The following is a 26,832-nucleotide window of genomic DNA, read 5'->3' on the forward strand; positions in this document are numbered from 1 at the left end:
GAGGTGGGTCTTGCTACTGGCCGGCGCGGTCCCCGGTCTTCGTCTGGGTCGCAGCCGTATCGCCGACTTTCGGGCGACTGTTCGAGGGTACTGACGTGTCTTCGCTGGGTCAAACTTGGTCTGCCGCAACGCACCAAACTCACACATCCGCGAAAACCGAAGTTCTCGAAGCCGTCCCTGCGGCACCATAGGAGAACGAGCGACAAGCAGGCCCCAATACACCCTAGAGAAGCCGATTGGAATGCAGCAGAACTGTTGGCAGCCGAACGGAAAACTGTTAACTTCTCCCAATGCCGTTTCAGAGCGGAGCGGCGCTCGACGACGAAGCGAGGATGGCGGATCAAGTAGCTGTCTAGGCGACCGGCGGGGGTTGCCATCAGCACGAAGATCGCGGGCCGTCGCCGGTAGGCTGCGGCTCGTCTACGATCATCCTGTCCACACCTGTGGATAACCATGTGGACAGCTCTTTTCGTCGTTAAGCGTTGTTGCCCCTCGACCCGGGATCTGCGAGAGCCAGGGAGATTACGTCGTTGACCGATGACCCCGGTTCAGGATTCACAACAGTTTGGAACGCGGTCGTCTCCGAACTCAACGGCGAATCTGCCTCGGACGCCATGGGCGCCAACCGGACGACCCTTGTCACCCCCCTGACCCCCCAGCAAAGGGCGTGGCTGAATCTTGTCCGGCCGCTGACGATCGTCGAGGGCTTTGCTCTGTTGTCGGTGCCGAGCAGTTTCGTGCAAAACGAGATCGAGCGTCACCTCCGCGCCCCGATCACCGACGCGCTCAGCCGCCGGCTCGGGCAGCAGATCCAACTGGGTGTGCGCATCGCCCCACCCCCCGAGGATTCCGACGCGGGCGCGTTCGCCAATGCCGAGAGCTTCACCCACGCCTCGGAAACCCAAACCCTCGACCAGGCCGACGACGCCGACCTGGACACGTCGATCGACACCGACGAGAGCGACGAGAACGGTGAGGTTCCCGGCGGCGCCGAACACAGCTGGCCGAACTACTTCACCGAACGCCCACACGCGGCCGACCCGGCCGTCGCCGGCGGAACCAGCCTCAACCGGCGCTACACGTTCGACACGTTCGTCATCGGCGCGTCCAACCGCTTCGCCCACGCCGCGGCCCTGGCCATCGCCGAAGCCCCGGCCCGCGCGTACAACCCCCTCTTCATCTGGGGCGAGTCCGGCCTGGGCAAGACACACCTGTTGCACGCCGCGGGCAACTACGCCCAACGGCTGTTCCCCGGCATGCGGGTGAAGTACGTCTCGACCGAAGAATTCACCAACGACTTCATCAACTCGCTGCGCGACGACCGCAAGGTCGCGTTCAAGCGCAGCTACCGCGACGTCGACGTCCTGCTGGTCGATGACATCCAATTCATCGAGGGCAAAGAAGGTATCCAGGAAGAGTTCTTCCACACCTTCAACACGCTGCACAACGCCAACAAACAGATCGTCATCTCGTCCGATCGGCCACCGAAACAACTCGCCACACTGGAGGACCGGCTCCGCACCCGGTTCGAGTGGGGACTGATCACCGACGTGCAGCCCCCCGAACTCGAAACCCGCATCGCCATTCTGCGCAAGAAGGCACAGATGGAACGGCTCGCGGTGCCCGACGACGTTCTCGAGCTGATCGCCAGCAGCATCGAACGCAACATCCGAGAGCTCGAAGGGGCCCTCATCCGAGTGACGGCGTTCGCCTCGCTGAACAAGACTCCCATCGACAAGGCGCTGGCCGAGATCGTGCTTCGCGATCTCATCGCCGACGCGAGCACGATGCAGATCAGCGCGGCCACCATCATGGCCGCCACCGCCGAGTACTTCGACACCACCGTCGAGGAACTACGCGGGCCCGGCAAGACGCGGGCGCTGGCGCAATCACGACAGATCGCGATGTACCTGTGCCGCGAGCTGACCGACCTGTCCCTGCCCAAGATCGGTCAGGCATTCGGCCGCGATCACACCACGGTCATGTACGCGCAGCGAAAGATCTTGTCCGAGATGGCCGAGCGCCGTGAGGTCTTCGATCACGTCAAGGAGCTCACCACCCGCATCCGGCAGCGGTCCAAGCGCTGACCGAGGCGCTTCCGCCGAACTTTTTTCAAAAAACTTCTCACCCCCCTGTCACAGCTGTCACACCAGGACGTTGTGCGCAGCCCTGTGCACAAGTCGGTCAAAGATCGGTGCGGGATTGGGGTTCCCGTGCACACCCGTCTTCCATCCCCATCGGCCCAACAACCGCGGCCCCGTTGTCAACGGCACCATCCACAACCTCGCCGCTCCACTAGCTGCACTAAAGCCAAGCTGTCCCCAGAATGCACAGGCCTTAATACTGTTACTGAGATCTATCCGTTGTTTCTTCTTTGAAGAACGGCGTTGGGGAGACCCGTCGACCGCGCCGCGCCGGTACCCACGTTCACCCCGCTTGTCGGCCGCTGGGATTAGCTTTCAAGATGGCGGCAGAAGATCTACGGTTGTGGTTCGACTGCTAGCGACGGGCGGCTAGCCACCGTGGTTTTTGAAGGTTTTTGGACACTCGGCAGGTAAAGGGACGCTATGGACGCGGCGACGACAACAGCTGGCCTCACCGACTTGAAGTTCCGTCTGGTGCGAGAGTCATTCGCCGATGCGGTGTCGTGGGTTGCGAAGAACCTGCCGACCCGGCCCGCGGTGCCGGTGTTGTCCGGGGTCCTGTTGTCCGGCTCGGACGATGGCCTGACGATCTCCGGGTTCGACTACGAGGTGTCCGCCGAAGCCCAGGTTGCCGCCGAAATCGCTTCTCCGGGAAGCGTTTTGGTATCCGGAAGGTTGTTGTCAGACATCACCCGGGCGCTGCCGAACAAACCGGTCGACTTCTATGTGGACGGCAACCGGGTCGCGTTGACCTGCGGAAGCGCACGATTCTCCCTGCCGACGATGCCGGTTGAGGATTACCCGACGCTGCCCGCACTGCCGGAAGGCACCGGCACCTTGCCGGCGGACCTGTTCGCGGAGGCGATCGGCCAGGTCGCCATCGCCGCCGGGCGGGATGACACTTTGCCGATGCTGACCGGGATTCGGGTCGAGATTTCCGGCGACACGGTGGTTTTGGCCGCGACCGACAGGTTCCGTCTGGCGGTTCGCGAGCTGACCTGGACGGCGCTTTCGCCCGACATCGAGGCTGCGGTGCTGGTACCGGCCAAGACGTTGTCGGAGGCGGCCAAGGCCGGCGCCGACGGCTCCGAGGTTCAGCTGTCGCTGGGCGCGGGCGCCGGAGTCGGAAAAGAAGGGTTGCTTGGCATCAGCGGCAACGGCAAGCAAAGCACCACCCGGCTTCTCGATGCGGAGTTCCCGAAGTTTCGTCAGCTGCTGCCCGCCGAGCACACCGCCGTCGCCACCATCGACGTGGCCGAGCTGACCGAGGCCATCAAGCTGGTTGCGTTGGTGGCCGATCGCGGTGCGCAGGTGCGGATGGAATTCTCCGACGGAACGTTGCGGCTGTCTGCCGGCGCCGACGACGTCGGTCGGGCCGAAGAAGATCTCCAGGTTGATTTCGTCGGTGAGCCGTTGACGATCGCGTTTAACCCGACCTATTTGACCGACGGGCTCGCATCGGTCCATTCGGAACGGGTGTCGTTCGGCTTCACCACGCCAGGCAAGCCCGCGCTGCTGCGCCCCGCGTCCGAGGGCGACACCTCCCCCACCGGCGCCGGGCCCTTCCCCGCGTTGCCGACGGATTATGTGTACCTGCTCATGCCAGTCCGGTTGCCCGGCTAGGTGTACGTCCGGCATTTAGGTCTGCGTGATTTCAGGTCCTGGGCACACGCCGACCTCGAATTGCAGCCGGGCCGGACGGTGTTCGTGGGTCCCAACGGCTTCGGGAAGACGAATCTCGTTGAGGCCCTGTGGTATTCGACCACATTGGGGTCGCACCGGGTCGGAACCGACGCGCCGTTGATCCGGGCAGGTGCCGACCGCGCGGTGGTTTCGACGATCGTGGTCAACGACGGCCGGGAATGCGCGATCGATCTGGAGATCGCCGCGGGCCGGGCCAACAAGGCGCGACTGAATCGCTCGCCGGTTCGCAGCACGCGTGAGGTGGTCGGTGTGTTGCGGGCGGTGCTCTTCGCACCCGAAGACCTGGCCTTGGTGCGCGGGGATCCGTCGGACCGCCGGCGCTATCTCGATGATTTGGCCACGGTCCGCCGGCCGGGGGTGGCCGGTGTCCGCGCCGATTACGACAAGGTCTTGCGGCAACGGACCGCGCTGTTGAAGTCCCTGTCGGGCGCGCGGTTTCGAGGCGACCGCGGCGCCCTGGACACGCTGGACGTGTGGGACAGCCGGCTCGCCGAGCACGGCGCCCAATTGATGGCCGCCCGCATCGATCTGGTCAACGAGCTGGCCCCGGAGGTGGAGAAGGCCTACCAGCTGCTGGCGCCGGGATCGCGCCCCGCCTCGATCGCCTATCGCGCGAGCCTCGATGCCTCCGACATCAGCGACCGAGAGTTCCTGGAAGCCGCATTGTTGGCCGCCCTGTCGGCCCGGCGCGACGCGGAGTTGGAGCGGGGGATGTGTCTGGTCGGCCCGCATCGCGACGATCTGGAGCTGCGGCTTGGCGACCAACCGGCCAAAGGCTTTGCCAGCCATGGCGAATCGTGGTCGTTCGCGGTCGCGCTGCGGTTGGCGGCGTATGAGTTGCTGAGGGCAGACGGCGGTGAACCGGTGTTGTTGCTCGATGACGTGTTCGCCGAACTCGACGCCACCCGTCGTCGCGCGTTGGCGACGGTGGCCGAGTCAGCCGAGCAGGTTTTGGTGACCGCGGCGGTGCTGGAAGACATTCCGGCCGACTGGGATGCTAGGCGGGTGCATATCGATCTGCGCGACGACGACGCGGGCCGAGTATCGGCGGTGCGGTCGTGACCGACGCCGACAACACAAAGGACGACGTCGAGCGACTGGGCGGCTTGACCGGGATCGACCTGGTGCGCCGGACGCTCGAGGAGGCCCGGGCGGCGGCCCGCGCGCAGGGAAAGGACGCCGGCCGGGGGCGCGCCGTCCCATCGGCTCCCCGCCGTGTCGCGGGTCAGCGCCGGAGCTGGTCGGGGCCGGGGCCCGACGTTCGCGACCCACAACCGCTGGGACGGCTGGCGCGCGACCTCGCGAAAAAACGCGGCTGGACGGCGCACGTCGCTGAAGGCACGGTGCTGGGCCACTGGTCGTCTGTCGTGGGACAGCAGATCGCCGACCATGCCACCCCGACCGCACTCAACGAGGGCGTTCTCAGTGTCACCGCAGAATCGACGGCGTGGGCCACCCAGCTGCGGATGATCCAGGCGCAACTGTTGGCCAAGATCGCGGCGGCGGTTGGCAACGGCGTGGTGACCTCGCTCAAGATCACCGGACCCACTGCGCCGTCGTGGCGCAAGGGGCCCCGACATATCGCCGGTCGCGGGCCGCGGGACACGTACGGCTGAGGGGTTCGGGGGCCAAATCGGTCCCCAGTTGAGCCGGTATCAACAGGCGCCTCAGAGCCGCTAGGACGAAAGAGACCCCTATCAGGCACGTCGGGACGCGGTGAGAATAGAGAAATCGTGTGCACGGCGCGGTTAGCTGGGTAGAAACGCGCCCAGAAAATCGGTGCTAAGCCCCAGTCACGGTAGACTGACGGAGTGCGACCGCTGCGGTGACCGGACCGCCCGCATGAAACCCCAAGGAGAGCATTCCGACCGTGGCTGCCCAGAAGAAGAAGCCTCAAGCCGGATACGGCGCTGAACAGATCACCGTCCTCGAAGGGCTGGAGGCTGTCCGCAAACGCCCGGGCATGTATATCGGCTCCACCGGCGAGCGTGGTTTGCACCACCTGATCTGGGAGGTGGTCGACAACTCGGTGGACGAGGCGATGGCCGGTTACGCGAACCAGGTCGACGTCCGGTTGCTGGAGGATGGCGGCGTCGAGGTGGCCGACAACGGGCGCGGCATCCCGGTGGCCATGCACGCCACCGGCGCGCCGACCATCGACGTGGTGATGACCCAACTCCACGCGGGCGGCAAGTTCGGCGGTGAGAACAGCGGCTACAACGTGAGCGGCGGCTTGCACGGCGTCGGCGTGTCCGTCGTGAATGCGCTATCAACCCGCCTCGAGGTCGACATCTCCCGCGATGGCTACGAGTGGTCGCAGTTCTACGACCACGCCGTGCCCGGAACCCTGAAGCAGGGCGAGGCCACCAAGAAGACTGGAACCACCATCCGGTTCTGGGCGGACCCGGACATCTTTGAGACCACCCAGTACGACTTCGAGACGGTGGCGCGGCGGCTTCAAGAGATGGCGTTCCTGAACAAGGGTCTGACGATCAATCTCACCGACGAGCGGGTGGAGCAGGATGAGGTCGTCGACGAGGTGGTCAGCGATACCGCCGACGCACCAAAGTCTGCCGAGGAGAAGGCTGCCGAATCAACGGCGCCGCACAAGGTGAAGCACCGCACCTTCCACTACCCCGGCGGTCTGGTCGACTTCGTCAAGCACATCAACCGCACGAAAAGCCCGATCCAGCAGAGCATCATCGACTTTGACGGCAAGGGCCCCGGTCACGAGGTCGAAATCGCGATGCAGTGGAACGGCGGCTATTCGGAGTCGGTCCACACGTTCGCCAACACGATCAACACCCACGAGGGCGGCACCCACGAAGAGGGCTTCCGCAGCGCGTTGACGTCGGTGGTGAACAAATACGCCAAAGACAAAAAACTGCTGAAGGACAAGGACCCGAACCTCACCGGTGACGACATCCGAGAAGGCCTGGCGGCGGTCATTTCGGTCAAGGTCGGCGAGCCGCAATTCGAGGGTCAGACCAAGACCAAGCTGGGCAACACCGAGGTCAAGTCGTTCGTCCAAAAGGTCTGCAACGAGCAGCTCACGCACTGGTTCGAAGCGAATCCTGCCGACGCTAAAGTGGTTGTGAACAAAGCGGTTTCGTCGGCGCAGGCCAGGATCGCAGCCCGCAAGGCGCGGGAGTTGGTGCGCCGCAAGAGCGCCACCGACCTGGGTGGGCTTCCGGGCAAGCTCGCCGACTGCCGTTCCACCGACCCGCGGAAGTCCGAACTGTATGTGGTGGAGGGTGATTCGGCCGGCGGCTCGGCCAAGAGCGGCCGCGACTCGATGTTCCAGGCGATCCTTCCGCTGCGCGGCAAGATCATCAACGTGGAGAAGGCGCGCATCGACCGGGTGCTGAAGAACACCGAAGTTCAGGCGATCATCACCGCGCTGGGCACCGGCATCCACGACGAGTTCGACCTCAGCAAGTTGCGCTATCACAAGATCGTGTTGATGGCCGACGCCGACGTTGACGGCCAGCACATCTCGACACTGCTGTTGACGTTGTTGTTCCGCTTCATGCGCCCGCTCATCGAGAACGGCCATGTGTTTTTGGCACAGCCGCCGCTGTACAAGTTGAAGTGGCAGCGCAGCGATCCCGAATTCGCCTACTCCGACCGCGAGCGCGACGGCCTGCTCGAGGCCGGGCTGAAGGCCGGCAAGAAGATCAATAAGGAAGACGGCATCCAGCGCTACAAGGGTCTGGGCGAGATGGACGCCAAGGAGTTGTGGGAAACCACCATGGACCCGTCCGTGCGGGTACTGCGCCAAGTGACTCTCGACGACGCGGCCGCCGCCGACGAGCTGTTTTCCATCCTGATGGGCGAGGACGTCGACGCGCGCCGAAGCTTTATCACCCGCAACGCCAAGGACGTTCGCTTCCTGGACGTCTGATCGATCAGGCACGCGTATCCCAACGCAAACGAGGAATAGATGACTGACACCACGCTGCCCCCGGGCGACGAGGCCGGCGACCGCATCGAACCGGTTGACATCCAGCAGGAGATGCAGCGCAGCTACATCGACTACGCGATGAGCGTGATCGTGGGCCGCGCGCTGCCGGAGGTGCGCGACGGCCTCAAGCCCGTGCACCGACGCGTGCTCTACGCGATGTACGACTCCGGGTTCCGCCCGGACCGCAGCCACGCCAAGTCCGCGCGCTCGGTCGCCGAGACGATGGGTAACTACCACCCGCACGGCGACGCGTCGATCTACGACACGTTGGTGCGCATGGCCCAGCCGTGGTCGCTGCGATACCCGCTCGTCGACGGCCAGGGCAACTTCGGTTCGCCGGGCAACGATCCGCCGGCGGCCATGAGGTATTGCGTTTCCGGAGATGCGTTGATTGCGCTGCCATCCGGAGAGTCGATTCGGATCGCCGAAATCGTCCCTGGCGCCCAACCCAACTCCGACCACGTTGTCGACTTGAAAGTCGTTGGCCGGCATGGGGATCCGGTCCGGGTGGATCGGTTGTTCCATTCGGGCGAGCATGAGACCTACACCGTGCGGACGGTTGAGGGCCACGAGGTCACAGGCACTGCCAACCACCCATTGTTGTGTCTGGTCAACGTCGGTGGCGTCCCGACGCTGCTGTGGAAGCTGATCGCCGAGATCCGACCGGGCGACTTCGCCGTCATGAGCGCCGAGTGTGTGGCTTATGCACGCAACACGCCGTCAGCGGCGCACATAGGCCCCACGGTCGACGAGGTACCCGGACTCGCCGAGTTTCTGGACCTCTTCGGGGACGACGCGGACGCGGCGGCCATTGCAACCGACCTGACCGACGGGCGGTTCTATTACGCGCGTGTGGCCTCTGTGACGGAGGCCGGCGTGCGACCGGTGTACAGCCTGCGCGTCGACACCGACGACCACGCATTCGTGACGAACGGCTTCGTCAGCCACAACACCGAAGCGCGGCTGACCCCCCTCGCCATGGAGATGCTGCGCGAAATCGACGAGGAGACAGTCGATTTCATCCCCAACTACGACGGCCGGGTGCAGGAACCGACGGTCCTGCCGAGCAGGTTCCCCAATCTGCTCGCCAACGGTTCGGGCGGCATCGCCGTCGGCATGGCGACCAACATCCCGCCGCACAACCTGCGCGAGCTCGCCGAGGCCGTGTTCTGGTGCCTGGAAAACCACGAGGCCGACGAGGAAGCCACCCTGGCCGCCTGCATGGAACGGGTCAAAGGCCCCGACTTCCCCACCGCCGGCTTGATCGTGGGCAACCAGGGCATCGCCGACGCCTACAAAACCGGACGCGGTTCGATCCGGATGCGCGGTGTGGTGGAGGTCGAAGAGGCCAGGGGCCGAACGTCTTTGGTGATCACCGAGTTGCCGTATCAGGTCAACCACGACAACTTCATCACCTCCATCGCCGAGCAGGTCCGCGACGGCAGGCTGGCCGGCATCTCCAACGTCGAGGACCAGGGCAGCGACCGCGTCGGCGTGCGCATCGTCGTGGAGATCAAGCGCGACGCGGTGGCCAAGGTGGTGCTCAACAACCTCTATAAGCACACCCAGCTGCAGACCAGCTTCGGCGCCAACATGCTGGCCATCGTCGACGGCGTGCCGCGCACCCTGCGGCTCGACCAGATGATCCGCCACTACGTGGCGCACCAACTTGACGTCATCGTCCGGCGCACCACCTACCGGCTGCGCAAGGCCAACGAGCGGGCCCACATCCTGCGCGGTCTGGTCAAGGCGCTCGACGCGCTCGACGAGGTGATCGCGCTGATCCGGGCATCGGAAACCGTCGACATCGCCCGGGCCGGCCTGATCGAGCTCCTCGACATCGACGAGATCCAGGCCCAAGCGATCCTCGACATGCAACTGCGGCGCCTGGCCGCCCTCGAGCGCCAGCGCATCATCGACGACCTGGCCAAGATCGAAGCCGAGATCGCTGATCTCGAAGACATCCTGGCCAAGCCGGAGCGGCAGCGCGCGATCGTGCGCGACGAGCTCAAGGAGATCGTCGACAAGCACGGCGACGACCGTCGCACCCGGATCGTGGCGGCCGACGGCGAGGTCAGCGACGAGGACCTGATCGCCCGCGAGGACGTCGTCGTCACCATCACCGAAACCGGCTATGCCAAGCGCACCAAGACCGACCTCTACCGCAGCCAGAAACGCGGCGGCAAGGGCGTGCAGGGCGCCGGGCTCAAGCAGGACGACATCGTCGCGCACTTCTTCGTGTCCTCGACGCATGACTGGATCCTGTTCTTCACCACGCAGGGCCGGGTGTATCGGGCCAAGGCCTACGAACTACCCGAGGCCTCCCGCACGGCGCGCGGTCAGCACGTGGCCAACCTGCTGGCTTTCCAGCCAGAGGAGCGCATCGCCCAGGTCATCCAGATCCGCAGCTACGAGGACGCGCCGTACCTGGTGCTGGCCACTCGTAACGGCCTGGTGAAGAAGACGAAGTTGACCGACTTCGACTCCAACCGTTCCGGCGGGATCGTGGCGATCAACCTGCGCGACAACGACGAGCTGGTCGGCGCGGTGCTGTGTTCGTCCGACGACGACCTGCTGCTGGTGTCGGCCAACGGGCAGTCCATCCGCTTCTCGGCGACCGATGAGGCGTTGCGCCCGATGGGCCGGGCCACCTCGGGCGTGCAGGGCATGCGGTTCAACGCCGACGATTACCTGTTGTCGCTCAACGTCGTCCGCGAAGGCACGTACCTCCTGGTTGCCACGTCCGGTGGTTATGCCAAGCGCACCGCGATCGAGGAGTATCCGGTGCAGGGCCGCGGCGGCAAGGGCGTCCTGACCGTGATGTACGACCGTCGGCGCGGCAGACTGGTCGGCGCGCTGATCGTCGACGAGGACAGCGAGATCTACGCCATCACCTCCGGAGGCGGCGTGATCCGGACGGCCGCGCGCCAGGTCCGCAAGGCGGGACGGCAGACCAAGGGCGTCCGGTTGATGAACCTGGGCGAGGACAACACGTTGTTGGCCATCGCGCGCAACGCCGAGGAAGCCGCGGAGGAGGTCGTCGGAGACGCCGACGAGGCCGACGACGCGCAGAGCTAGGCAGGTAACGATGCGGGCAAGCGGGGGTCCGCACAAATGCCGGGGCAACTAGACTCGGCCCGACCGGACATATTGCGACTGCCACCGCAGGCGGCCAGCGCAGAAGATCTAAGGAGTCGGGGTGACCTCACCGAACGAGCCGGGCGCCCCCAAACAGGGCGACGGCCTTAATGGGGACGGCGCGGCCGAGCGCGCCGGTGCGCACCGCGCGGCGCCTGCGCAGACCGGCCGGGCACCCGAAGCTGGCGATCCGCCGTCTCGGCAGCGTGGCGCCGCCCGGGCGGCCGCCCCGACGCATCGCGAGCCCGAACCGCACGGCGAGCCGCGACCGGCCACCGCTCCCACCGGTGCCGATGCCCGGCTAAACCGCTTCATCTCGGGCACGGCCGCGCCCGGGGCCGGCGCGTCCGCTCGCGCGAAGAACCCGTATGAGTACGACCCCGCGCCGCCCCGCGGCGACGGTCCGCCCGCCGAGGCCTACGCCAGCGAACTGCCCGACCTGTCCGGGCCCCTGCCCCGGCCCCCGCAACGCAAGCCTCCGCCGGAGCGCAGCGCGGAGGCGCCCAGCCCATCGGTTTCGGCGAGGTCCACGAATGCCGACACCAACGAAGGCCGCGAAAACCGGGTCCAGGTGTCGCGGCGGACCCGCGGTCCCGTTCGGGCCAGCATGCAGATCCGGCGGATCGATCCCTGGAGCACGCTGAAGGTGTCGCTGCTGCTGTCGGTGGCGCTGTTCTTCGTGTGGATGATCGCGGTGGCCTTCCTGTACCTCGTGCTCGGGGGCATGGGTGTGTGGGCCAAGCTGAACAGCAACGTCGGCGACCTGTTGAACAACACCAGCGGCAGCAGCGGCGAATTGGTATCCAGCGGCACGATCTTCGGTGGGGCCGTGCTCATCGGCTTGGTCAACATCGTCCTGCTGACCGCGATGGCCACCATCGCCGCGTTCGTCTACAACCTGGCCACCGATCTCATCGGTGGCATCGAAGTCACATTGGCGGACCGCGACTAGTGGCGATCACAAGCGCGGCGCAGCCGGGCGCGGTGGGTCGACACCATCGGACTAGTGGCGATCACGCGGTTTTGGGGGTCCGGCGGTGATTGCGGTAATCTCGTCGCTCGGCCGTACCGAGAGTATGGGCCTATAGCTCAGGCGGTTAGAGCGCTTCGCTGATAACGAAGAGGTCGGAGGTTCGAGTCCTCCTAGGCCCACAACCATGTGCCCGTCCAGACGTTGTGTGAGGCTTGCATTGCCACTGGCACTGGCCGCTGTAGCGGCGGCGGTGGTGCGGTCACGACGCGGGGTCGAGGTCTGGCACGTGGCGGTGGCCGATCCACCCGATCATCCGCCGATCCACGATGAGGGGCCTTAGCTCAGTTGGTAGAGCACCGCCTTTGCAAGGCGGGTGTCAGGGGTTCGATTCCCCTAGGCTCCACCGCGGCGACGCGTCGGCGCCTCGAAACCCAGTGCGACGGCCTTATCCCACCTTGATCCACGGCGTGCAGCCATGGGTGATGAATCGTCCGATCACGGGTGCCACGATCTGCGCGGTAAGCGAAGTTCCGTCGTCGGAGCTGATGAATCTTCCGGCGCTGGTCCACGTACTGAACGAGCAGGCTGCTGCGGAGCCGCCGGGTTCGGCGCGGGCGACATATACGCCGTAGGGAAGTTGGCCCGGCACCGAGTAGGAACCAGGTCCGTAATTGGCGTCCGCGAGCGCCGGCGGGTAGGCGACACAGGCGGCGATCAACGCCAATGCCACACCCGCTCGGAGAGGCGTTGCAGACCGCATCTTGGTCACGACGCCTCCCGCTGCGGCTGGTCCGGTCATCCCCTTGGTAGACCCGGGAGACGACTTTAGGGCACCGGCTGGATCCACTCCCGGTATAAAGCCGCCGCGATCGAATCTCGGTCGAACGCCCGACCTGAGCGGCCCGGCGTTGGCCGATTAGGTGTTTTGCTTCGGTCGGATTTACTCTTGCGCGCGGTCCGTTTTCTACTCAGGAAAGTAGCCATGCCCGGTCAGACTCTGCACCGTCCAAGCACGCTGCGCAGGAGCCGCACACACCGCGTCACTCACCGCGTGACGCGCCCCACCGTCGGCCAGTGCTTCGACATCGAAATCACTCGCGACGCCGACGGATGGCTGATTCGGATTCCCGAGATCGGCGGTGCCACCCGCGCCGGCAGCCGGGCCGCCGTGGAGCTGGCGGCGCGGCAATCGATCGCGAACCGCACCGGCATCCCGATCGGATATGTCGCAATCTACGTCGCACGCGAGATCGGTTAGAGCCGAACGGTTTTCGATCGAATCGCGGCGGTCACCCGGCCGCCGGCGGCTGTGCCATCACTGACGGCTTGAAACCGTAGGCCGGAAGCATTCTCCGGTAACGGTTTCCGCCGAGTTGCCCCAAGGGCGCGATACAACCGGCGGCTGCGGCCGCCCTCCCGCTACGTTTTGTGCGGAATCCTCTATATAGCGCGCGGCGCGTGTATACGCTGCGGGTGTTCCGCGAGGCTCGACGATGTAGCTGGGTGGCCGACCGCCGGGTCGTAGCGTTGATCGGAGGTGCGGAATGTCGTTTGCCGTCGCAATTCCAGACCTGATCGCAGCGGCCGCAACCGACGTCGCGAGTATCGGCTCGACGATCAGCGAGGCCAATGCGGCCGCGTGGGCTCCCACCGCGAACGTGCTCTCGGCCGGCGCCGACGAGGTGTCGGCGGCGATCGCGTCGGTGTTCGGTGAGTACGGGCAGGCGTATCAGGCCCTCAGCACCCGAGCGGCGGCGCTCCATCAGCAGTTCGCGCAGGCCTTGAGCGGGGGTGCGGCCGCGTACGCCGGCACCGAAGCGGCCAACGTGTCGCCACTACAGACCGCTGTGCAGGACCTGCTGAACGTGATTAACACACCCACCGAACTGCTGCTGCAGCGCCCGCTGATCGGCGATGGCACGAACGGAGCAGCCGGAACAGGGCAAGACGGTGGTGCCGGCGGCATTCTCTGGGGCAATGGCGGCGACGGCGGGTCCGGCGCCGGGGGCAAGAACGGTGGAAACGGCGGCGCCGCCGGCCTCTTCGGCCACGGCGGCAATGGCGGCACCGGCGGGAGCGTCAACGTCGCAAACGGGACCGGCGGCACGGGTGGCACGGGTGGCACCGGCGGGCTGCTGGGCGGAAACGGCGGCGCGGGCGGGACCGGGGGCGCCAACAACTTTGTGGGCGGCCGAGCCGGCAACGGCGGCATGGGCGGTAACGCCATCGGGTTGTTCGGCGCAGGCGGCGCCGGCGGGGCCGGCGGCTTCGCCAACATCGGCACCGGCCCAGGCGGGGCCGGCGGTGGCGGCGGCAGTGGGGGCCTGCTCTTCGGGACGGGGGGCGCGGGCGGCGACGCCGGATTCGGCAACGGCGGCAACGTAGGCGGTTCCGGCGGCCAAGGCGGATTGCTGTTCGGCGATGGTGGCGACGGCGGCGATGGCTCCCTGGGATTCGGTGGCGGCACCGGCGGCAGCGCAGGGCTGATCGGAAACGGCGGCGCCGGAGGGACGGGCGGAGGCATTTTCAGCACCGTGAACAACGGAGGTCCCGGGGGCGCGGGGGGCAACGGTGGGCTCCTTGCCGGCAACGGCGGTCACGGTGGCATCGGTGGGCAGGCGGTGTTCGGTACCCCGGGCACGGGGGGCGCGGGCGGCAACGCCGTGGGGCTGTTCGGCAACGGCGGCGACGGCGGCACCGGCGGCGCAGCCGGCACGGGCGCGGGCGGTGCCGGTGGTGCCGGCGGCAACGGCGGCATTCTGTTGGGAGCGGCGGGGACCAACGGAGCGATCGGAGCGCATATCTAGTGCGGTTTGGCCGGCCTAGAGGTCCGCACCTTCGGCCAAGTAGGTGACGCGGTACCAACGCCCCGGCCGCGTTGCCTGCGTGTCGTAGTCCTCGGTGGCAACCACCGACTCCAAGCGGACGTCGGTCAGATGCGGATTCTGTACTCGCACATGGTCTTCGAGCGCCGCCTCGAGCGCGTCGCCAGTGAGAGCGGTGTCCGCGAGCGCCCTGCCCTCATACCTCATCCAACTCACGCCTTACATCCTCACTGCCGCACCCCTGGGGGCGAACCCAGGAAGCGTTGAATCAGGGCGCGTTCGGCATCCGGGTCTTTGAGCGGCCAGCACCACAGCGCCAGGAAAACGCGGATCAGCCACTGCGCGGCCAGCGGGTCGTCGTTGTCGGGGCCGACCATTTCGGCGGCCAATCCCGTGACGATGGGTGAGCTGATGACCCATTCACTGACAGGATTCACATGCATGGACTGCATGAGCTGGGCCAGCGGATCGGCCCGCAGTCGTTGTAGGGCGATGATCGTGGCGGTCACGACACGGTCGGGCCCCCTGAGGTCCTTGATGGCTTCGCGTGTGCTGTCGACGATGCGAGCCGCTTGGATGCCGACGACGGCGTCGCGGATGGCCGCCTTGCCGCCGGCATGGCGGTAGATCGTCGCGGGCGAGCAGTGCACCCGGGCCGCTAAGGCTTCGATCGTGAAACCCTCGTATCCCTCGCGAGAGATGAGATCGGCGGCCGCGGCGAAAATCCGTTCGGTGGCTTCGCTGCGGCGATCGCGCCCCACCAGCCAGTCGTCGCGCGCCATCCACCCATGCTCTAACAGATCGCAGTCGGCAGAAATACTTCTCTCATAATGAGAATTCTTCAGCAGAATTTCTCAAGCGAATGCGCAGCTGGCGGTCGGTGACCGCCGGCGGCCTCGACCGGCGCCCGGCGCGATCGCTCCTCAACATCGTCTAGTCCCGTTGACGCGGCAGGTCGGCGCACCGAGGCTGAACGTATGCCCGTCCTGGACAAACCGAGTGAGCTCCTCGGCCCAGAGGCGCTACAAGATCCGTCCTCGCTGTACGACCGAATACGCTCCGAAGCGCCGGTGCAGCGCATCGGCGACTCCGTCTTCTACGCCGTGTGCGGTTGGGACGCGGTCCAGGAGGCCGTCGAGCGCGTCGACGACTTTTCGTCGAACCTGACCGCCACCATGGTCTTTCAAGAGGACGGCACCGTCACCCCGTTCGACATGGGTCCGGCGGGAGGCGCCACCCATGCGCTGGCCACCGCCGACGATCCGGTGCACGCGGCGCACCGCAAAATCCTGCTGCCGCACCTGTCGGCCAAGCGGGTGCGGATCATCGAGGAGTTCGCTGCCGCCACCGCCGACCGGTTGTGGGAGCAGAACCTGCACAACGGTCAGATCGAATGGATGAGCGCCATCGCCAACAGGCTGCCGATGATGGTGGTCGCCCAGCTTCTCGGCCTGCCGCATGACGACGTCGACAAACTCATTCGACTCGGCTACGCCACCACCACGCTGCTCGACGGGATCGTCACCCCCGACCAACTTGAACAGGCATTCGCGGCGGCACTGGAGCTATCGGGCTACGTCACGGAACACTTCGAAAAGGCAAGCGAGAACGCCGAATCCGGCCTGATCGCCGACCTGGCGGCGCGCTGCGCTTCGGGTGAACTGGAGCAGCTCCCCGCAATGGGCATCATGATGACGCTCTTCAGCGCCGCCGGAGAATCGACGGCTTCGCTCCTGGGCAGCGCCGCGTGGATTCTCGCCGATCGCCCCGCGATCCAACGACAGCTCCGTGAAAATCCCGAATTACTAACCGCTTTCATCGAAGAGACGTTGCGCTTCGAGCCACCGTTCCGCGGCCATTACCGACACGTGTGGCGCGACACCACGCTGTCCGGCGTCGAGGTGCCGGCCGATTCCCATCTGCTGCTGATGTGGGGAGCGGCCAACCGCGACCCGGCGCACTTCGACGCTCCGAACGAATTCCGCCTCGATCGCACTGCCGCCAAGGGCCACGTAGCGTTCGGCAAGGGCGTGCACTTTTGCGTGGGCGCCGCGCTGGCCCGCCTCGAAGCCCAAATCGTATTGCGCAAATTACTGGAGCGCACCGCCTGGATCGACGCGGTTGACGTCGGCGACTGGCTGCCCAGCATCCTGGTGCGGCGCCGCAAAAGTCTGCGGTTGGCCGTCAGCTGAGGATCACGGTCGGGGCTGTACGTCGACGCTCGGCGGCCGGGGCGACGGCTCCTCGCCCCCGCCGCGCATCGAACGGCGGACGACGCTGAACGCGACGGCGCCGCCGGCCAGGACCAAGACGGCGACCCCGGCGATCACCCAGGGGCGGGGCCGGCGGCGCTGGGCCCGGCGTGCCTCCTGTAGCGCCTGCGGCAGCCCGGCGACCACCTCCTGCGCGGCGGCCAGCTCCTGCGCGAGTGTTTCTTGGGCAGCGGCGATTTCGCGGGCGAGCCGGCCCTCGCGGTAACGGCGACGAAGTCCCGAAGCGGTCGACTGCGCGCCATGCACGCCCAGCCCGACGACGCCGCGGGTGACATCGACCGGCCCCACCGCCGAGTAAGTGAGCCCGCGGGCCAGTCGCTCCCGTGGGGTCAGCCGAGTTTCCGTCTTCGCGCTCATCTGCCGCCCTTCTGTCCGCTCGTGCGATGCCTCATCAGCGTGCCATTGATGGGCCACGCCCGGCCCTATTGCGCGCATCCGGGTTCGGTACCGGGTGCGGGCAAGGTCGCGCGTAATGGCAGACTCTAGCCCCGTGACTAACAGCCCCATTCAGACCGCCACCGCAACGCTGCACACCAACCGCGGAGACATCAAGGTCGCCCTGTTCGGAAACCACGCGCCCAAGACCGTCGCCAACTTCGTCGGCCTGGCGCAGGGCACCAAGGAGTACTCCACCCAGAACGCCTCGGGTGGCCCGTCGGGCCCGTTTTACGACGGCGCGGTCTTTCACCGGGTGATTAGGGGCTTCATGATCCAGGGCGGCGACCCGACCGGTACGGGCCGCGGCGGTCCGGGCTACAAGTTCGCCGACGAGTTCCACCCCGAGCTGCAGTTCGACAAGCCCTACCTGCTGGCGATGGCGAACGCGGGCCCGGGCACCAACGGTTCGCAGTTCTTCATCACCGTCGCGCAGACGCCGCACCTCAACCGGCGCCACACGATCTTCGGCGAAGTGACCGACCCCGATTCGCAGAAAGTGGTCGACGCGATCGCGACGACTTCCACCGACGGCAACGACCGTCCCACCGAGCCGGTCGTCATCGAGTCGATCACGATCTCCTGAGGCGGCGCCCGCTCAGCGCCGGTTGCCGCCCGCGTAGCCGGCGTCGGTCAGGGCGTCTAGCACCTTCAAGGGGTCCGTTCCGAGGTCCCAACGGTTCAAGATCAGCAGCCCGCCGTTGACCGTTTCGACCTCGAGCAACCGCACGGTGCGCGCGTGACGGCGGAATTCGGTGATCCGGATGATCTTGATGTCGGAGTGCCGCAATAACTGCGTCCGGAACCACCCCCGCAACGCGAGGCCGGCCGGGGTAATTGCCAGCTTCGGACGCGCGCGCCACGTCATGCCCGCAAACAAGATCAACCCCGCCGCGGCAATCCCGGTCAGTATGCGGCCGGGCGCGTCTGTGACTACGGTCACACTGGCGATAGCCATCAAAACGCCGACGACCCCGCAACCTGCGATTCCGGTCGCGGGCGGCGCCCATTCTGTTTGCTGCATGGGCTACCTAACCCCTCCCACCACTGCCAACGCGCTTATCCACAAGCGCTATCAACAGTGGGGATAAATCACACGCGTGTGATTGGTTGGTCGCGACGTTGCTGAGCCAGTTACAGGTACACCCCAAGATGAATTCATTACCTCTGCGGGGTTGGTCAGTGCCAGCGCATCGTGAGCAACAACCCGGTGATCATGAAAGCGAACGCGATCGCGTAATTCCACGGACCGAGTTGCGCCATCCAGTTCAGGGCGGCCGGCGCCTGGCTTCCGACGGCGGCCAATTGGAACACCATCAGCCAGACGAGCCCGATCAACATGAGTCCGACGAACAGGCAAACGAACCACACGCTGGACGGTCCGACCTTCACTTTCACCGGGGTGCGGCTGACCGCGCTGACGGTGAAGTCGTTCTTCTTACGGACCTTCGATTTGGGCATTTGAATACCTCGGCATACCTGAACAACGGGACGGGGTGCGACGATAACGATGGCAGCTGCACGCACAGCTCGGATACGAGACTAACTCACCTGGCACGGGGACCCAGAAATGGAGACTTGATGACTGACACGCGCCGCTCACCGTGGCGCTTCGGGGTCCCACTTGTGTGCCTCCTGGCCGGGTTGCTGCTCGCCGCCACACACGGGGTGTCCGGCGGCGCCGAGATCCGCCGCAGCGATGCGCCGCGCCTGGTCGATCTGGTCCGCGAGGCCCAGTCGTCGGTAGATCGCCTCCGCGCCCAACGCGACGAACTGGCCCACAAGATCGACTCCGCGCACGGCCGGTCGACGGACACGGCGCTCAAGGCGATGCTGCGGCGCTCCGCCGAGCTGGCCGGCGAAGCCGGTATGGACCCGGTGCACGGCCCGGGTCTGGTGGTGACCCTGCAGGACGCACAGCGCGACGCCAACGGGCGCTTCCCTCGCGACGCATCGCCCGACGATCTGGTCGTGCACCAGCAGGACATCCAGGCCGTCCTGAACGCGTTGTGGAGCGCCGGCGCCGAGGCGATCCAGATGCAAGACCAGCGGATCATCGCGACGTCCGTCCCCCGCTGCGTCGGCAACACGCTGCTGCTCAACGGGCGTACCTACAGCCCGCCCTACACGATCACCGCGATCGGCAACGCGGCGGCCATGCAAGCCGCCCTGGCGGCCGCTCCCCTGGTCATCCTCTACAAGCAGTACGTGGTCCGGTTTGGCCTCGGGTATCGCGAAGAGGTCAAGCCCGATGTGCAGATCGCCGGCCATTCCGAACCGGTCCGGATGCACGTCGCGCAGCCGGCGGGCCCGGTGGGGTACTGAGCGGCGGCTCCCCGCGGGGCCGGACGGTAACCTGACACGATGCGGATCCTGGTTGTCGACAACTACGACAGCTTCGTGTTCAACCTGGTGCAGTACCTGGGCCAGCTCGGCGTCGAGGCCGACGTCTGGCGCAACGACGACGCCCGCCTTTCGGATCCGACCACCGTCGCGGCGCAGTTCGACGGCGTCCTGCTCAGCCCCGGACCGGGCACCCCGGAACGTGCGGGCGCGTCGATCAGCCTGGTTGACGCGTGCGCCGCGCAGCGCACCCCGCTGCTGGGGGTCTGCCTGGGACATCAGGCGATCGGCGTGGCGTTCGGCGCCACGGTGGACCGCGCGCCAGAGTTATTGCACGGCAAGACGAGCAGCGTATTTCACACCAATGTCGGTGTCCTGCACGGGCTTCCGGATCCGTTCACCGCGACCCGGTACCACTCGCTGACAATCCTTCCCGAGTCGCTGCCCGCGGTTCTGGAGGTGACGGCCCGCACCCGCAGCGGTGTGATCATGGGCGTGCGCCACACCGGGCTGCCGATCCACGGTGTCCAGTTCCATCCGGAGTCGATCCTCACCGAGGGGGGGCACCGCATGCTGGCGAACTGGCTCGGGTACTGCGGCTGGACGCACGACGACATGCTGGTGCGTCGCCTGGAGAACGAGGTGCGCGCCGCGGTCCGGCCGTATTTCCCGGATGCCGAGCCCGGCGCGGCGGGAGCTACTGGCCGAACTTCAGCGTGATGATCCCGTCCCGGTTGCAACCGGCCCCGGCCGGCGGGTTCTGATAGACGACCCGGTGGGACTGGGAGCCGCCGGCGTCGACATCGGGCCCCTTGTCCAGCACCCCGGTCCAACCGAGCGCGCGCAACCGCGGTTCGGCGTCCGTCCAGAACATGCCGGTCAGGTCGGGCATCAGGAACTGGTTGCCCCTGGACACCTGCATCTCGATCACCGAGTCCACCGGAACCGTCTGGCCCTTGGGCGGATTCGTGCCGATCACCTCACCGGCGGGCCGGGTGCTGTCCACCTGGGCCTGGGTGACTTTCGTGAAGCCGTAGACCGTGAGGTTCTTCTGCGCGACGTCGACGGTCTGACCGGCGACGTCGGGGACCTGCCTGGTCTCCGGCCCGGAGCCGACGATGACGGTGATCACGTTGGTGATCGCCGACGTCTGGTTGGCCGGCGGGTTGGTCCCGATGACCTTGCCCAGCAGCTCGGGGGTCGACGGGGAGTTCGCTTGCTTGAACTTGCTGAATCCGGCGGTCTTCAGCTTGGTGACCGCGTCGCCGTAGCTCAGCGAGGAGACGTCGGGCACCTCGCGCTGCTCGGGACCGGTCGAGACGTTGATGGTGATCTCGTCGCCGGCGCTCACCGAAGCGTTGGCGGCGGGGTCGGTGCTGATGACGTGGTCGGGCGGAACCGTCGAGTCGGGCTTCTGCAGGGTGCGCGTCTTGAAGCCCCTGTTCTGTAGCGCGGCAATGGCATCGGCGGACACCTGGCCGCGCATGTCGGGCACCTGGACATCGCGGGTGCTGCCGCCGAACGTGTTGAAGGCGATGACCACGACGATGGTCAGCACCGCCAGCACGGCGACCGCGACGACCCAGCGGCCGATGGAACCGCCGCGGTCGCGGTCGGTGTCGTCGAGTGCCTGGCGCGGCAGCGGGTCGGTGCGCGGTCCGTGACCGGGGCCGGTGGACGACAGGAACGAACTGCGCTCGGCGTCGGTGAGCACCTTGGGCGCCTCGGGTGGCTCACCGTTGTGCACCCGCACTAGGTCGGCGCGCATCTCCGCCGCGGTCTGGTAGCGGTTCTCCGGGTTCTTGGCCAGCGCCTTGAGCACCACGGCATCCAGGTCGGCGGAGATGCCCTCGTGCCGTTTCGACGGCGGTACCGGATCCTCGCGGACATGCTGGTAGGCCACCGCGACGGGTGAGTCACCCGTGAAAGGCGGTTCGCCGGTGAGGATTTCATAGAGGACGCAGCCCAGCGAATAGACGTCGGATCGGGCGTCGACGGAGTCGCCGCGGGCCTGTTCGGGTGACAGGTACTGGGCCGTCCCGATCACGGCCGCGGTCTGGGTGACGCTGTTGCCGCTGTCGGCGATCGCGCGCGCGATGCCGAAGTCCATCACCTTGACCGCGTTGGTGCTGCTGATCATGATGTTCGCCGGCTTGACGTCGCGGTGGATGATGCCGTTCTGATGGCTGAAGTTCAGCGCCTGGCAGGCGTCGGCGATGATCTCGATGGCCCGCCGGGGCGGCAACGGCCCGTCGGTGTGCACGATGTCGCGCAGGGTGACGCCGTCGACGTACTCCATGACGATGTAGGGCAGCGGTCCGGTCGGGGTTTCCGCCTCACCGGTGTCGTACACCGCCACGATGGACGGATGGTTCAGCGCCGCGGCGTTTTGCGCCTCGCGCCGGAAGCGCAGATAAAAACTCGGATCGCGGGCCAGGTCAGCGCGCAGCACCTTCACCGCGACGTCGCGGTGTAAACGGACGTCGCGGGCCAGATGAACTTCGGACATGCCCCCGAAACCGAGGATCTCGCCGAGCTCATAGCGGTCGGACAGGTGCTGCGGGGTGGTCATCGCGGTGTCTCATAACGGGCCGGCGATGTGCTGGGTCGAGAGGGGGTAACCCAGTCAGGTCCATGCGGCCTGCTCTGAAGTCCAGAATTACCTGAGGCCGGGGGATCCGTCCAATCCAGGTGCAGACGCGGCGCGGACCCGCTGGGCGTCTTGCTCGCCGGCGGCGCCGTGGCCGGCGGCGTCCCGGTGTCGGTGACCGTCGGCGGCGCCGGTTGCCCGTTCTCCGCGCGGGAGTTGATGACGATGATCACCGCGATCAGGATGGCCAGCGCCCCCAGCACACCCGCGGCCCACAGCAGCGCTCGCTGGCCCGACGAGAACGTGCGCCGCGCGGGCGGCCGGGACCGACCGGTGGACGGCCCGGAGCGACGGGGCGCGACGGCGCGGCTGGGCCCGACGGCGGTGGCTCTGGCGTGCGGGCTCGACGGAATGGCCGCCGGTGAGGCCCGGCCGGGGGGCGGCGACTGGCTCGGCCGCGGCGGCCGGCGACCGGCCCGCACCGCGGCGACCGCGTCGGCGAACGGTCCCCCGCTGCGATAGCGCATCTGGGGGTTCTTCACGAGGGTGATCTCGATCAGTTCGCGCACGTTGGGCGGCAGCTCGGCGGGCAGCGGCGGCGGGGGTTCCTTGATGTGCTTCATCGCCACCGTCAACGCCCCGTCGCCGGCGAACGGGCGCTTACCCGAAACGACCTCGTAGCCAACGACTCCCAGTGAGTAGACGTCACTTGCGGGGGTCGCGTCGTGACCCAGCGCCTGCTCGGGTGCGATGTATTGGGCGGTGCCCATCACCATCCCGGTCTGGGTCACGGGTGCGGCGTCGACCGCCTTGGCGATGCCGAAGTCGGTGATCTTCACCTGGCCGGTCGGGGTGATCAAGATGTTGCCCGGTTTGACGTCGCGGTGCACCAGGCCGGCGGCGTGCGCGACCTGAAGGGCCCGGCCGGTCTGCTCGAGCATGTCGAGCGCGTGCCGCAGCGACAGCCGTCCGGTGCGTTTCAGCACCGAGTTCAGCGGTTCGCCGTTGACCAGCTCCATCACCAGGTATGCGGTGCGGCCCTCCCCGTCCAACTGGCTCTCGCCGTAGTCATGGACCTGGGCGATCCCGGGATGATTCAGCATCGCCGTGGTGCGCGCCTCGGCGCGGAACCGTTCGATGAACTCGGGGTCCTGGGAGAACTCCTGCTTGAGTACCTTGACCGCGACGCGCCGGCCCAGCCGGCTGTCTACCGCCTCCCACACCTGGCCCATGCCACCGGTGGCGATGAGGCGCTGCAGGCGGTACCGGCCAGACAGCGTCACACCAACTCGCGGGCTCATGGTCCTCCCTGTAGCGCGGCCTCGATCACCGCCCGGCCGATCGGTGCGGCAAGCGCGCCCCCGGTCGCGGACAGGCGGTCGCCGCCGTTCTCCACCAGCACCGCCACGGCAACCTTCGGTGTCTGCGCGGGCGCGAACGCGATGTACCACGCGTGCGGCGGAGTGTTACGTGGGTCGGTGCCATGCTCAGCGGTACCCGTCTTGGATGCAATCTGCACGCCGGGAATCGCCCCTTTCTGCTGCGCGACCTTCTCGGCGCCGACCATCAGCTCTGTTAGCTTAGCGGCGACCTGCGGTGACACCGCGCGGCGCTGTTGGTAGGGCGCGGTAGTACTGATGTTTGAAAGGTCCGGCCCCTTGAGGCTATCGATCAGGTAGGGCTGCATCGTCACCCCGCGGTTCGCGATGGTAGCGGCGATCTCGGCGTTCTGGAGCGGTGTGAGGGCCACATCCTTCTGACCGATGCTGGACATCCCCAGCGCCGCCGCGTCCGGGATGATCCCGATCGTGGACTCCGCGACCTGCAGCGGTATGACGCTGGGGGTGCTGTCCAGCCCGAACGAGTGCGCCATGCTGCGCAGCGCGTCGGCGCCGGTAAGGAGGCCCAGCTGGACGAACGCGGTGTTGCACGACAGCGCGAACGCCTGGCTGAGCGACACCGTCGGCTCATTGCCGCACGGCGTACCGCCGTAATTCTCCAGGGTGGCCGTGCTGCCGGGCAGCGGAATGGAGGACGCCGCGGTCAACTGCTCGGTGTCGGTCGCGCCGGCCTGCAGCGCGGCCGCGGTGGTGATGACCTTGAACGTCGAGCCGGGCGGGTAGGTCTCGGAGATGGCGCGATTGGTCATCGGATTGTCGGGATCGTCACGAAGCCGCTGCCACGCCTGCGACTGCACCTGGGCATCATGCGACGCGAGCAGGTTGGGGTCGTAGGACGGCGACGACACCATGGCCAGGATCTTGCCGGTGGACGGCTCCAGCGCGACGACGGCGCCCTTGCACGGCGGCCCACCACAGCCCTGCTGCATGGCATCCCAGCCCGCCTGCTGGACCCGCGGAACGATGGTGGTGTCGACGTTGCCACCCCGGGGATCGCGACCGGTGAAGAAGTCGGCTAGCCGGCGCCCGAACAGCCGCTCGTCCGACCCGTTCAGCACCGGGTCCTCGGTGCGTTCCAGTCCCGTGCTGGAGTAGCGCAGCGAGTAAAAGCCGGTGACGGGCGCGTACACGGCGGGGTCGGGATAGACCCGCAGGAAACGGAAGCGGCTGTCGGTGGCCACGGAGTACGCCAGCAGCTGACCGCCCGCGACGATCTGGCCGCGTTGCCGGGAGTACTCGTCGAGCAGGACTCGCTGGTTGCGCGGGTCGGCACGCAGCCCATCGGCGGCGAAGACCTGCGTCATCGTGGCGTTGAGCAACAGCAGCACGACCAGCGCCATCACGGTCACCGAGATCCGGCGGAGGGAGGCGTTCATACCCGCTCGATCACCTCGGTGCCGGCCGCCGCGATCGGCGAGGTGTTGCGGGCGCGGGTGCGCAGGGGTCGTCGGGCGCTGTGCGAGATGCGCGCCAGGATGGCCAGCAGGATGTAGTTGGCCAGCAGCGACGAGCCGCCGTACGACATCCACGGCGTGGTCAACCCGGTCAGCGGAATCAGCCGGGTCACGCCGCCGACGACGATGAACAGCTGGATGGCCAGTGTCGAGGCCAGACCCGCGGCCAGCAGCTTGCCGAAGCTTTCGCGCGTCGCGATCGCCGTGCGCAGGCCGCGGACGATGACGATCGTGTACAGCATGAGAAGCGCCGCGAAGCCCACCAGCCCGAGCTCTTCACCGAAGGCGGCGATGATGAAGTCCGTCGACGCCGCCGGCACCGTATCGGGTTGGCCGTTTCCCAGCCCGGTGCCGAATATGCCGCCGGTGGCAAAGCTGAACATCGCCTGCACGAGCTGATAGCCGCTGCCGTCGGGATCCGAGAACGGGTCCCACCACATCTGCACCCGAACGCGGACGTGCTCGAAAAGGAAGTACGCCACAACGCTTGCCGCGGCGAACAGCACCAGTCCGATGACGACCCAACTGAAGCGCTGGGTGGCGAGGTAGACAACCACCAGAAACGACGCGTAGAGCAACAGCGAAGTGCCGAGGTCCTTTTCGAAGACCATCACGCCGATTGAGATCACCCAGGCCGCCAACAGCGGCGCGAGGTCTCGGGGCCGGGGCAGGGTCATTCCCATGAAATGCTTGCCGACGCTGGTGAACAGACCCCGCTTGGCGATCAGCACCGCAGAGAAGAAGATCAGCAGCAGGATCTTGGAGAACTCGGCCGGCTGAATCGAGAAGCCCGGCAAGCGAATCCAGATCTTGGCGCCGTTTTGCTCGGACAGCGACGCCGGCAGCACCGCCGGGATCGCCAAGAAAACCAGACCCACGACGCCGCATATGTAGCCGTAGCGTGCGAGCTGTCTATGGTCTTTCAAGAAGGTGACCACCAACGCGAAGGCGGCCACTCCGACCACGGTCCACATCAGTTGCTGGGTGGCGCTGGGGTGACGACGGCCGCTCAACTCGCTGTTGACCAGGTCGAGCCGGTGGATCATCACCAAGCCAAGTCCGTTGAGCAGGGCCACAATTGGAAGCAGCAGCGGGTCGGTGTAGGGCGCGAAGCGCCGGATGGCCAGGTGCGCACTGCCGAACATGACCAGGAAGATGAGCCCGTAGGTCACCAGGTTCCAGTGCAGGTCTCGTTCCTGATTGGCCTGGACGATGAGCAACGCGGCGACGGTTATCAACCCGGCGAAGAACAACAACAGCAGCTCGGCATTGCGTCGAGTGGGCAGCGGAGGAGTCACCGCGACCGGCGGCTGAAGTTGTGTGGTCATGCCACCGCCCGGCAGTCGATGCCCGGCTTAGGTGGAGGTGGGGGGAGCGCGGTCACCGTGGGGGACGTGGTGGGCGACGTGGTCGCGGGCGCGGGAACGCTGGTCGGGGTGGCGCTGGTGGGCGGAGTGCCGCTGGAAGTGGTCGGGGGCGCTGTGGGATTCGGCTCGGTGCTGCTGCCCGCGGTCGTCGGGGCCTGCGGCGCCGGCGGGGAGGTCGCGCGCGTTCGTGGTGCCCCGGTCCGGTTCCGACCTGGCTGCGCT

General features: G+C 66.8%; 24 protein-coding genes and 2 tRNA genes. 16 read left to right on the top strand and 10 right to left on the bottom strand.

The window, feature by feature from the left end; genetic code table 11:
* Positions 1–530 precede the first annotated feature (530 nt).
* From dnaA to A5706_RS19585, 9 genes are all read left to right on the top strand, one after another.
* Complete coding sequence (dnaA, locus tag A5706_RS19545; protein ID WP_068133941.1) at positions 531–2,087, top strand: chromosomal replication initiator protein DnaA; 1,557 nt, start codon at positions 531–533, stop codon at positions 2,085–2,087.
* A gap of 480 nt (positions 2,088–2,567) precedes the next feature.
* Positions 2,568–3,767, top strand: coding sequence for a DNA polymerase III subunit beta (gene dnaN / locus A5706_RS19550; protein ID WP_068133945.1), 1,200 nt, complete (start codon positions 2,568–2,570; stop codon positions 3,765–3,767).
* Positions 3,768–4,910, top strand: coding sequence for a DNA replication/repair protein RecF (gene recF / locus A5706_RS19555; protein WP_068133948.1), 1,143 nt, complete (start codon positions 3,768–3,770; stop codon positions 4,908–4,910).
* Positions 4,907–5,464, top strand: coding sequence for a DUF721 family protein (locus A5706_RS19560; protein WP_068133950.1), 558 nt, complete (start codon positions 4,907–4,909; stop codon positions 5,462–5,464). Before recF ends, A5706_RS19560 begins: the two co-directional genes overlap by 4 nt.
* 254 nt (positions 5,465–5,718) lie before the next feature.
* On the top strand, positions 5,719–7,752 hold the full coding sequence (gyrB, locus tag A5706_RS19565) for a DNA topoisomerase (ATP-hydrolyzing) subunit B (protein WP_068133952.1): 2,034 nt from the start codon (positions 5,719–5,721) through the stop codon (positions 7,750–7,752).
* Positions 7,753–7,791: 39 nt separating this feature from the next.
* A complete protein-coding gene (gene gyrA / locus A5706_RS19570) occupies positions 7,792–10,890 on the top strand; it encodes an intein-containing DNA gyrase subunit A (protein WP_068133953.1) in 3,099 nt (1,032 codons plus the stop codon).
* Between the two features lie 121 nt (positions 10,891–11,011).
* The gene (locus A5706_RS19575) at positions 11,012–11,902 is read left to right on the top strand and encodes a DUF3566 domain-containing protein (protein WP_068133956.1); all 891 of its coding nucleotides are present in this window, start codon (positions 11,012–11,014) and stop codon (positions 11,900–11,902) included.
* Between the two features lie 126 nt (positions 11,903–12,028).
* Positions 12,029–12,102, top strand: a tRNA-Ile gene (locus A5706_RS19580).
* A gap of 151 nt (positions 12,103–12,253) precedes the next feature.
* Positions 12,254–12,326, top strand: a tRNA-Ala gene (locus tag A5706_RS19585).
* A gap of 42 nt (positions 12,327–12,368) precedes the next feature.
* On the opposite strand, the gene A5706_RS19590 is transcribed toward A5706_RS19585, so the two are convergent.
* Entirely contained in the window at positions 12,369–12,653 is a 285-nt protein-coding gene (locus A5706_RS19590; protein WP_068133961.1) for a hypothetical protein, read from the bottom strand.
* 321 nt (positions 12,654–12,974) lie between these two features.
* Here A5706_RS19590 and A5706_RS19595 point away from each other — a divergent pair, with 321 nt between their 5' ends.
* Positions 12,975–13,181 carry a long chain fatty acid-CoA synthetase Faa4p gene (locus tag A5706_RS19595; protein ID WP_068133964.1) on the top strand — a complete coding sequence of 69 codons (207 nt, stop codon included), beginning with the start codon at positions 12,975–12,977 and terminating at the stop codon, positions 13,179–13,181.
* Positions 13,182–13,467: 286 nt separating this feature from the next.
* Complete coding sequence (locus A5706_RS19600) at positions 13,468–14,730, top strand: PE family protein (RefSeq protein WP_068133967.1); 1,263 nt, start codon at positions 13,468–13,470, stop codon at positions 14,728–14,730.
* Between the two features lie 15 nt (positions 14,731–14,745).
* Here A5706_RS19600 and A5706_RS19605 read toward each other — a convergent pair whose 3' ends face one another.
* Positions 14,746–14,964, bottom strand: a complete 219-nt coding sequence (locus A5706_RS19605; RefSeq protein ID WP_068133969.1) for a hypothetical protein — start codon at positions 14,962–14,964, stop codon at positions 14,746–14,748.
* A gap of 11 nt (positions 14,965–14,975) precedes the next feature.
* The gene (locus A5706_RS19610) at positions 14,976–15,530 is read right to left on the bottom strand and encodes a TetR/AcrR family transcriptional regulator (RefSeq protein ID WP_068133972.1); all 555 of its coding nucleotides are present in this window, start codon (positions 15,528–15,530) and stop codon (positions 14,976–14,978) included.
* A 195-nt stretch (positions 15,531–15,725) separates the two neighbouring features.
* On the opposite strand from A5706_RS19610, the gene A5706_RS19615 reads away from it, so the two are divergent.
* Positions 15,726–16,940 carry a cytochrome P450 gene (locus A5706_RS19615; protein ID WP_068133977.1) on the top strand — a complete coding sequence of 405 codons (1,215 nt, stop codon included), beginning with the start codon at positions 15,726–15,728 and terminating at the stop codon, positions 16,938–16,940.
* A 3-nt stretch (positions 16,941–16,943) separates the two neighbouring features.
* Here the strand turns inward: A5706_RS19615 and cwsA are convergent, their stop codons facing one another.
* Entirely contained in the window at positions 16,944–17,378 is a 435-nt protein-coding gene (cwsA, locus tag A5706_RS19620) for a cell wall synthesis protein CwsA (RefSeq protein WP_068133979.1), read from the bottom strand.
* Positions 17,379–17,493: 115 nt separating this feature from the next.
* On the opposite strand from cwsA, the gene A5706_RS19625 reads away from it, so the two are divergent.
* Positions 17,494–18,042, top strand: coding sequence for a peptidylprolyl isomerase (locus A5706_RS19625; RefSeq protein WP_068111486.1), 549 nt, complete (start codon positions 17,494–17,496; stop codon positions 18,040–18,042).
* A gap of 12 nt (positions 18,043–18,054) precedes the next feature.
* Here the strand turns inward: A5706_RS19625 and A5706_RS19630 are convergent, their stop codons facing one another.
* Together A5706_RS19630 and crgA are read right to left on the bottom strand one after the other, a co-directional pair.
* Positions 18,055–18,480 carry a PH domain-containing protein gene (locus A5706_RS19630; protein WP_068133983.1) on the bottom strand — a complete coding sequence of 142 codons (426 nt, stop codon included), beginning with the start codon at positions 18,478–18,480 and terminating at the stop codon, positions 18,055–18,057.
* 155 nt (positions 18,481–18,635) lie between these two features.
* Entirely contained in the window at positions 18,636–18,917 is a 282-nt protein-coding gene (crgA, locus tag A5706_RS19635) for a cell division protein CrgA (protein WP_066917062.1), read from the bottom strand.
* A 120-nt stretch (positions 18,918–19,037) separates the two neighbouring features.
* Between crgA and A5706_RS19640 the strand changes: the two genes are divergently transcribed.
* Both A5706_RS19640 and A5706_RS19645 read left to right on the top strand, forming a co-directional pair.
* Entirely contained in the window at positions 19,038–19,781 is a 744-nt protein-coding gene (locus A5706_RS19640) for a DUF881 domain-containing protein (RefSeq protein ID WP_068111483.1), read from the top strand.
* A 39-nt stretch (positions 19,782–19,820) separates the two neighbouring features.
* On the top strand, positions 19,821–20,519 hold the full coding sequence (locus A5706_RS19645) for an aminodeoxychorismate/anthranilate synthase component II (protein WP_068133986.1): 699 nt from the start codon (positions 19,821–19,823) through the stop codon (positions 20,517–20,519).
* Here A5706_RS19645 and pknB read toward each other — a convergent pair.
* The 4 genes from pknB to A5706_RS19665 are packed head-to-tail and all read right to left on the bottom strand — an operon-like array spanning position 20,497 to position 26,571.
* The gene (pknB, locus tag A5706_RS19650; RefSeq protein WP_068133989.1) at positions 20,497–22,371 is read right to left on the bottom strand and encodes a Stk1 family PASTA domain-containing Ser/Thr kinase; all 1,875 of its coding nucleotides are present in this window, start codon (positions 22,369–22,371) and stop codon (positions 20,497–20,499) included. The genes A5706_RS19645 and pknB overlap by 23 nt on opposite strands.
* A complete protein-coding gene (locus A5706_RS19655; protein WP_068133992.1) occupies positions 22,368–23,690 on the bottom strand; it encodes a serine/threonine-protein kinase in 1,323 nt (440 codons plus the stop codon). The genes pknB and A5706_RS19655 overlap by 4 nt, the downstream gene beginning before the upstream one ends.
* Positions 23,687–25,165: a D,D-transpeptidase PbpA gene (gene pbpA, locus A5706_RS19660; protein WP_068133995.1), complete on the bottom strand. Its 1,479-nt coding sequence runs from the start codon at positions 25,163–25,165 to the stop codon at positions 23,687–23,689. The genes A5706_RS19655 and pbpA overlap by 4 nt, the downstream gene beginning before the upstream one ends.
* Positions 25,162–26,571: an FtsW/RodA/SpoVE family cell cycle protein gene (locus A5706_RS19665; protein WP_068133998.1), complete on the bottom strand. Its 1,410-nt coding sequence runs from the start codon at positions 26,569–26,571 to the stop codon at positions 25,162–25,164. Before A5706_RS19665 ends, pbpA begins: the two co-directional genes overlap by 4 nt.
* A gap of 57 nt (positions 26,572–26,628) precedes the next feature.
* Between A5706_RS19665 and A5706_RS34995 the strand changes: the two genes are divergently transcribed.
* The coding region (locus A5706_RS34995) for a hypothetical protein (protein WP_197517892.1) at positions 26,629–26,832 on the top strand (204 nt) is incomplete at its 3' end.

Source organism: Mycobacterium sp. E796 (assembly GCF_001672815.1).
Taxonomy (GTDB): domain Bacteria; phylum Actinomycetota; class Actinomycetes; order Mycobacteriales; family Mycobacteriaceae; genus Mycobacterium.